This window comes from Pseudomonas sp. EA_65y_Pfl2_P78 (assembly GCF_963970495.1).
Classification (GTDB): Bacteria; Pseudomonadota; Gammaproteobacteria; order Pseudomonadales; family Pseudomonadaceae; genus Aquipseudomonas; species Aquipseudomonas baetica_A.
Window position 1 is genome coordinate 320,930 of sequence record NZ_CAXAON010000004.1, and the last position, 7,900, is coordinate 328,829.

General features: G+C 56.9%; 8 protein-coding genes. 4 read left to right on the forward strand and 4 right to left on the reverse strand.

All coding sequences use genetic code 11. The features are described 5' to 3' along the window. Nucleotides 1-83 precede the first annotated feature (83 nt). The 3 genes from AACY02_RS06560 (at nucleotide 84) to AACY02_RS06570 (ending at nucleotide 3,934) form a co-directional block, all read left to right on the forward strand. Nucleotides 84-698: a LysE family translocator gene (locus AACY02_RS06560; RefSeq protein ID WP_339431259.1), complete on the forward strand. Its 615-nt coding sequence runs from the start codon at nucleotides 84-86 to the stop codon at nucleotides 696-698. Between the two features lie 205 nt (nucleotides 699-903). Then, nucleotides 904-2,070, forward strand: a complete 1,167-nt coding sequence (locus AACY02_RS06565; RefSeq protein ID WP_339431260.1) for an aminotransferase class V-fold PLP-dependent enzyme — start codon at nucleotides 904-906, stop codon at nucleotides 2,068-2,070. Between the two features lie 55 nt (nucleotides 2,071-2,125). Continuing rightward, nucleotides 2,126-3,934 carry an aminopeptidase P family protein gene (locus AACY02_RS06570; RefSeq protein WP_339431261.1) on the forward strand — a complete coding sequence of 603 codons (1,809 nt, stop codon included), beginning with the start codon at nucleotides 2,126-2,128 and terminating at the stop codon, nucleotides 3,932-3,934. Nucleotides 3,935-3,982: 48 nt separating this feature from the next. Here the strand turns inward: AACY02_RS06570 and AACY02_RS06575 are convergent, their stop codons facing one another. Both AACY02_RS06575 and AACY02_RS06580 read right to left on the reverse strand, forming a co-directional pair. Beyond that, nucleotides 3,983-4,579 (reverse strand): 2-hydroxychromene-2-carboxylate isomerase, encoded by a 597-nt coding sequence (locus AACY02_RS06575; protein ID WP_339431276.1) that lies wholly within the window; start codon nucleotides 4,577-4,579, stop codon nucleotides 3,983-3,985. Between the two features lie 35 nt (nucleotides 4,580-4,614). Further along, nucleotides 4,615-5,343 (reverse strand): SDR family oxidoreductase, encoded by a 729-nt coding sequence (locus tag AACY02_RS06580; protein ID WP_339431262.1) that lies wholly within the window; start codon nucleotides 5,341-5,343, stop codon nucleotides 4,615-4,617. A 90-nt stretch (nucleotides 5,344-5,433) separates the two neighbouring features. On the opposite strand from AACY02_RS06580, the gene AACY02_RS06585 reads away from it, so the two are divergent. Then, nucleotides 5,434-5,997, forward strand: a complete 564-nt coding sequence (locus AACY02_RS06585; protein ID WP_339431263.1) for a TetR/AcrR family transcriptional regulator — start codon at nucleotides 5,434-5,436, stop codon at nucleotides 5,995-5,997. Between the two features lies 1 nt (nucleotide 5,998). Here the strand turns inward: AACY02_RS06585 and AACY02_RS06590 are convergent, their stop codons facing one another. Both AACY02_RS06590 and rhtA read right to left on the reverse strand, forming a co-directional pair. Then, nucleotides 5,999-6,280, reverse strand: a complete 282-nt coding sequence (locus tag AACY02_RS06590) for a hypothetical protein (protein ID WP_339431264.1) — start codon at nucleotides 6,278-6,280, stop codon at nucleotides 5,999-6,001. Between the two features lie 172 nt (nucleotides 6,281-6,452). After that, a complete protein-coding gene (gene rhtA / locus AACY02_RS06595; protein ID WP_339431265.1) occupies nucleotides 6,453-7,340 on the reverse strand; it encodes a threonine/homoserine exporter RhtA in 888 nt (295 codons plus the stop codon). Between the last annotated feature and the right edge of the window lie 560 nt (nucleotides 7,341-7,900).

The following is a 7,900-nucleotide window of genomic DNA, read 5'->3' on the forward strand; positions in this document are numbered from 1 at the left end:
GAAGTTTTACCTAACTGTCCGTGGGTTTACTGGGCTGCGTGGGATAGGGTCAACATCTGAATGACCTTGATGGATTGCCCACCATGACCCTCTCGCTTGATCTTCTGCTGGGCTTTGCCCTGTTTGCCCTTGTCACCTCGATTACGCCGGGGCCGAACAACACCATGTTGCTGGCATCGGGGGTAAATTTCGGTTTCAACCGTACTATCCCGCACATGCTCGGCATCACCTGCGGCTTCTTTGTTCTGGTGGTGGCGGTGGGTTTTGGTTTGGGCGCGGTATTTCAGAACTATCCGATTCTTTATACGGTGCTGCGCTACGTCGGCGCCGTATATCTGCTGTATCTGGCGTGGAAAATCGCGCGCTCCGGGCCTGTCGGTGACAGCGCGCAAGGCGAAGGCAAGCCGATCAGCTATCTGGGTGCTGCAGCGTTCCAGTGGGTCAATCCCAAGGCGTGGATCATGGCCATCGGTGCCATCAGTACCTACACGCCGATGCAGGGTTATTTCACCAATGTGCTGGTGATCGCCGCCGTGTTCGCCATCATCAATCTACCGAGCGTCGGCGTCTGGGCCGCGTGCGGTACGCTATTGCGCAATGTGCTGAAGGATCCGCGCTGGTTGCGTGTTTTCAACTGGGGAATGGCCACGTTGCTGTTGATTTCGCTGTACCCGTTACTTCTCGAAAGCTTTAGCTGACGCATTGCTTCAATCGCCGGCCCGATGCCTGTTAAGCTCGGCTTCAGGAGCGTTCCTACGCACTTTTAAATGAAGTTGTTCTTCTTTAACGGCATCCGATCAGGTATTGATGACGCTCTCCAACCGACGCGCAGCTCACGAGGCTGCGCTGTGCCGTTTGCAGACACGAGCCTCCTGATCCCGGAACACGCTCTGCGAGTCTTTTATGAACACACGTCCGTTGTATTTCGATTACGCCGCCACCACACCGGTGGACGAGCGTGTCATCCAGGTGATGATCGAATGTCTGGGGTTTCACGGTAACTTCGGCAACCCGGCTTCCAGCTCCCACGCGTTCGGCCAGCAGGCCCGGAAAACGGTCGAGCAGGCTCGCCGGCAAGTCGCCGAACTGGTGGGTGCGCAAGCCGGACAGATCGTCTGGACCTCCGGTGCCACCGAGTCCAATAACCTCGCCCTCAAAGGCGTGGCCCAAGCGCGCGGTGTGCCGGGCGGCCACATCATTACCAGCCAGATCGAACACAAAGCCGTCCTCGATACCGCCCGCCAATTGCAGGACGCCGGCATCGCCGTGACCTATCTTGTGCCGGACACCGACGGCCTGATCACGCCGCAGGCTGTCAGCGAAGCGATGCGCGATGACACCTTTCTGGTGTCACTGATGCTGGTCAACAACGAACTCGGCACGGTCAACGACATCCCCGCCATCGGCGAGGTCGTGCGTGGCCGCCAAGCACTGTTCCATGTCGATGCGGCTCAAGGTGCCGGAAAAGTGGCAATCGATCTGGCGCAGTGGCCGGTCGATCTGATGTCGTTTTCGGCGCACAAGCTATACGGTCCCAAAGGCATCGGCGCCCTGTATGTCGGCCCGCGGGCGCAGCAACGTTTGCAGGCGCAGATCCATGGCGGCGGCCACGAGGGAGGGCTTCGTTCCGGGACTCTGGCGACCCACCAGATTGCCGGTATGGGCGCGGCGTTTGCCTTGGCTGCAGCCTCCTTTGATGAAGAGAAGACGTCCATCGTCGCGCTGCGCGAGCGTCTGCTCGAACCACTGCTGAGCTTGCCGGGCGTCAATCTCAACGGCAGCGCGAGCCACCGTATCCCGCACACCTTGAGCCTGACCTTCGGCGAAGGCGAGTTCAACAGCGCGGCGCTGAGCCATTCGATGGCGTTTTCCGCAACCTCGGCCTGCAACTCGGCAAGCAACGCGCCGTCCCATGTGCTGTTGGCGTTGGGGCATGACGCACGTCTAGCCGAACGCACTATTCGCTTGAGCCTTGGCCGTTTTACAACGGCCGAGGATATCGACAAGGCCGTAGAATTGATCAAAACCGCCTGCGCCAGTGCTCCGGCATTCTGGGCGACAGGTCTTTAACCAGCCGACCTAACGGCTACGAATAATAACGATGAAGTGATTGGCAGGAGACATGATGAGTAACCAGACCTCGACCGAAGGATCGGTGCCCCAGCGCCTTGCGCAGACCCGCGAACTGATGCGCCGCGAAGGCATTCATGCGTTGTTGGTGCCGTCGGCCGACCCGCATTTGTCGGAATATCTGCCGGGTTACTGGCAAGGCCGGCAATGGCTTTCTGGCTTCCACGGCTCGGTCGGGACTTTGATTGTCACCGCAGATTTCGCCGGCGTCTGGGCTGACAGTCGTTACTGGGAGCAGGCGACCAAGGAACTCAAGGGTAGCGGTATCGAACTGGTCAAGTTGCAACCGGGTCAGCCGAGTCCGTTGGACTGGCTGTGCGAGCAGACGCCGCAAGGTAGTGTGGTTGCCGTCGATGGTGCAGTAATGGCTGTGGCTTCGGCGCGCACCTTGAGCTGTAAACTTGAAGCACGCGGCGCTCGACTGCGTACCGATATCGATTTGCTGAAGGAAGTCTGGAGCGATCGGCCGAGTCTGCCGAATGCCCCGATCTATCAGCATCTGCCGCCACAGGCGACTGTCAGCCGTGTCGACAAGCTGGGCAAACTTCGCGAAACCATGCAGGAGCGCGGAGCAGACTGGCATTTCATCGCCACCCTCGACGACATTGCATGGTTGTTTAATCTGCGTGGCGGCGATGTTTCGTTCAACCCGGTGTTTGTTTCCTTCGCGTTGATCAATCAACAGCAAGCCACGCTGTTCGTGGCCTTGAGCAAGGTTGATGCAGGTTTGCGCGCAGTGCTCGAAAAAGATGGCGTGACGCTGCGCGATTACAGCGAAGTGGCTGACGCCTTGCGCGCTGTGCCGAATGGCGCCAGCCTGCTGGTGGATCCGGCGCGAGTCACCAGCGGTCTGCTGGATAACCTCGACAGCGGCGTGAAACTGGTCGAAGGCTTGAACCCGACCACGCTGGCCAAATCGCAAAAAAGCGAAGCCGATGCTCAGCACATTCGCAAAGCAATGGAGCAGGATGGCGCAGCGTTGTGCGAATTTTTCGCCTGGCTGGAGTCGGCCTGGGGCCGAGAACGCATCACCGAATTGACCATCGACGAGAAACTCACCGCTGCCCGTGAACGTCGTCCTGATTATGTTTCGCTGAGTTTCAACACCATTGCTGCGTTCAATGCCAATGGCGCGATGCCGCATTATCACGCCACCGAAGAAGAACACGCGGTGATCGAGGGCGATGGTCTGCTGCTGATCGACTCCGGTGGTCAGTACCTGGGCGGCACGACCGATATCACAAGGATGGTGCCGGTCGGTACGCCGACTGAAGAACAGAAACGCGATTGCACGCGCGTTTTGAAAGGCGTGATTGCACTGTCGCGAGCGCAATTTCCGAAAGGCATTCTGTCGCCGCTGCTTGATGCCATCGCTCGTGCGCCAATCTGGGCTGAGAGCGTGGATTACGGTCATGGTACCGGTCACGGCGTAGGCTATTTCCTAAACGTTCACGAGGGCCCGCAAGTCATTGCCTATCAAGCGGCGCCGGCACCGCAGACGGCGATGCAGCCAGGGATGATCACGTCCATCGAGCCTGGCACTTATCGTCCGGGTCGTTGGGGCGTGCGCATCGAGAACCTGGCGATGAACCGTGAGGCGGGCAGCAGTGAATTCGGCGAATTCCTCAAGTTTGAAACCTTGACGCTGTGCCCGATCGACACTCGGTGCCTGGAGCCTGCGTTGCTGACGCAGGAAGAGAAACAGTGGTTCAACACCTATCATGCCCAAGTGCGTGAGCGTCTGAGCCCGTTGCTCGATGGTGCGGCGCTGGAATGGCTGAACACTCGCACTATCGCTATCTGATCGACCGCAACTCAGGCGCTGATACCAGCGCCTGAGTCACAGCTTCCTCTAGGGTTGGCGCAGCACTTCTTCGACAAAGTCGAGGCGATCCTGGCCAAAGAACATCTGATTGCCAATAAACATGCTCGGCGCGCCGAAAACTCCGCGCTTAACCGCTGTTTCCGTATTTTCCTTAAGAACGGCTTTGACGGTTTCGTCGTTGGTCAGCGCCAGTACTTCTTGTGGATCGAAACCGTGTTCGCTCAACACCGCTGCGACAGTTGCTGGTTCATCCAGGCTGCGGCCTTCTACCCAAAGTGCGCAAAACAGGCAATCAATTAAGGCCTGGAAACGATTTGGCTGACGCAGTTGAACACCTGTCACGGCGCGCATCAGTGTCAGCGTATTGATGGGGAAGTGTGGGTTGAACCTCAGGGCGACACCATAGCGTTTGGCATAGCGATCCAGATCCTGAAACATATAGCGACCTTTTGCCGGAATCATTGCCGGGGAGGCGTTACCGGTGGCTTTGAATACGCCGCCCAGCAGCATAGGGGTGTAGATCAGCTCACTGTTGGTCGCGGCGCATATCTTCGGCAACTGGGTATAGGCGAGGTAAGTGGCAGGGCTGCCGAGGTCAAAATAGAACTCCACGGTTTTGCTCATCATCGCTGAACGCTCTTTATTGTTATGGAGGGGGATTACCAGCGCTCGTTCCAAGGGCGCAGGTCCAGCTCAAACGTCCACGCATCCCGTGGCTGACTGTGCAGATACCAATAGTTTTCGGCAATGTGTTCGGGGTTGAGAATACCGTCCTGATCCTTGGAGGCGTACTTCTCGGGAAAGCTGTTGCGGATGAAATCGGTATCGATGGCGCCATCGACCACTACATGCGTGACGTGAATGTTCATCGGCCCCAATTCACGCGCCATGCTCTGTGCCAGAGCGCGGATACCGTGTTTGGCACCCGCGAACGCGGCGAAACCCGACGCCCCGCGAAGTCCGGCGGTCGCGCCCGTGAAGAGAATGCTGCCACGTTGACGGGTAACCATGCGTTTGGCCACTTCGCGAGCATTGAGGAAACCTGAAAAACAGGCCATTTCCCAGATCTTGAAGTACTTGCGAGCGGTTTCCTCGAGGATGCTGCACGGCACGTTCGCGCCGATGTTGAATACGAAGGCTTCAATCGGACCGACGCGAGTTTCGATGTCTTCGATCAGTGCAATGACGTCTTCCTCCTTGCGCGCGTCGCAGGCGAAGCCGTGGGCTTCGCCACCCTCGGCCCGAATGGCCTCCACCAACGGCTGCAATTTATCGGCGTTGCGCCGCGTGACGCAGGCGATGAGTCCTTCCCTGGCAAAGCGCTTTGCAATCGCGCCGCCCGTCGCATCGCCAGCGCCGACAACCAATACGACCTTCTTGTTATTCATGGGTAGCCCCTTTATTAAACGATCGTTAAGTGAACGAACGTTATGCTAGGATCCAGGCAACGTCAAGGCAGCCAGTTCGAGAGCAAACATATGCGTTACTCCGCCAGTCACAAACTGCAAACCCGGGAAAAACTATTGCAGAGCAGTGCGCTGTCAGCCAAGCGATCCGGGTTTTCCACGGTTGGCGTCGATGGCTTGATGAAAGCCATTGGCTTGAGTGGTGCGGCGTTTTACAGCCACTTCTCGTCCAAGGATGCGTTGTTCTCTGCCATCGTCGAGCGAGAGTTGGGTCAGAGCCTTGAGCGACTGGGCGGGCAGGGCACGCAGGATCGTGAGCGACTGGAACGCTGTCTCAAGCACTATTTGAGTATGGCCCACGTTGAACAGCCAGAATCCGGCTGTGCCTTGCCTGCGTTAGGGGCGGAAATCGCACGTTCGGATATTCAGGTGCGTGAACAGGCAGAGTTGTGGATATGTCAGCTTCAAGAGCGTTGGGCGCAGATACTTGAGAGCGACAGTCTGGCATGGTCGGTCCTGTCGCAGTGTGTGGGGGCGCTGGTGGTGGCGCGTATGCTGGCCACGCCGGACATTCAGCGAGCGGTGCTGAAGTCCAGTCACAACGAGATTGGACGCCAGATCGCTACACGGCCGTGATCTATTTACAGATGACGATCATGCTGCGACTTGTGTAGCCAGCGGGGTTGAGGCCAAACGGATAGTCGCCTGGCTCTTCCACGGCATCCCCCGATTTGGCGATAACCCTGTAGCCTTTCGGAGCGCAGGAAGTAGCTGCGCTGGTATAGCAACGATCCCAAGAGGACGAGAGTCCCGAACAGTTGATGTGCAGTCCTTTCTTGCCGTGCTTTACCGAAGTTTTCGACGTTGCCGCGCAGCCAGTGACTGCGAGTACGGCTACCAGTATCAAAATTCGCTTCATTACTGTCCTTATAGCTAGCAGCCACGAGTCTCTCGCTCGGGTCTGCCTGTATTCGCTCGCACTCTAAGCGTTTCGATATCCCTATCCGAAAAAATCCATATCTGGCACTGAGTTAAGGGGTTAAACATGGCCTAAATGAACGCCAATTGCCAGACCTTCGTCAAATCCTGTTTCAATCTGCCGCAATGACAGGCTTGGCCGCGCTACCCATAGTCATGGTTGCGCCGACGGAAGCCAGGATAATGCACAGGATCGCCAGCCATTGTGACAGTGTGAGGTATTCCTGCAGGAACAGCAGTCCCGACAACGCTCCGAACGCGGGTTCGATGCTCATTAATGTACCGAAGGTGCGTGCAGGCATACGCGTGAGTGCGACCATTTCCAGCGTGTAGGGAAGGGCGGTGGACAGGATGGCAACGCCAATGGCAATCGGGATCAGCGATGGCGTCAGTAGAGCTGCTCCGGCATGCACGATACCTATGGGGGCCACAAACAGGGCTGCGATCATCACGCCTAACGCAGCGGTTGTAACACCGTTGTCGGCACCGGCCTTCTGACCGAACAGGATGTAAAGCGCCCAGCAGACGCCGGCACCTAAAGCATACCCGGCGCCGACCCCATCGATGCCTGCGGTTGTTGCCCCTGTAGGTATCAACAGCAGCAGTCCGGTTGCTGCCAGGCCGATCCATAGAAAATCGATGGCGCGACGGGATGCATATATGGCTACAGCCAGCGGACCGGTGAATTCGAGAGCAACGGCGATTCCCAGCGGAACTGTGCGCAAAGACATATAGAAGAGGAAGTTCATGCCGCCCAATGCCATGCCGTAGACGATCACTGTGCGCAACGACTTGGTGGTTAGCTTCGCTCGCCATGGGCGTAGCAATAACAACATGATCACGCTCGCGAAGAGCAAGCGCAGGGTGGTTGTTCCTTGGGCGCCAACCACCGGAAACATGCTTTTGGCCAGAGAGGCCCCGGACTGGATCGATGCCATGGCTATCAAAAGCAGGCCAACCGGGAACAGCATGGAGGCAAGAGAGCGGGGTTGGTCGTTCATCGTGCGGCATCGTCCAAAGTGAGAGCGGGGGTATTGTTTTAGGTGTTGGGCAATATACTGCGCATTCACTGTCGCTTCGTCTATATATAAGCGGCTCTTTCCGTCAATCTATAGAAAAGCGAAATTAATGGTTGACGGCGAATTCCAGACGTCTATAATGCGCCCCACTTCCGGCGCAGTCGAAACGGAAAACTCCTTGAGATTCAACGAGTTATGAGGTTTTCGGCAGCAAGCTGCTTCGGTTCATCGAAGCCAGAAAGAAGTTGAAAAAGAGGTGTTGACAGCAGCGTGTAACGCTGTAAAATTCGCCTCCCGCTGACGAGAGATCGAAGGCGCAAGTGGTTGAAGTTGTTGAAGAATTCTTCGAAAACTTCTGAAAATAATCACTTGACAGCAAATGAGGCTGCTGTAGAATGCGCGCCTCGGTTGAGATGAAAGATCTTAACCAACCGCTCTTTAACAACTGAATCAAGCAATTCGTGTGGGTGCTTGTGGAGTCAGACTGATAGTCAACAAGATTATCAGCATCACAAGTTACTCCGCGAGAAATCAAAGATGTA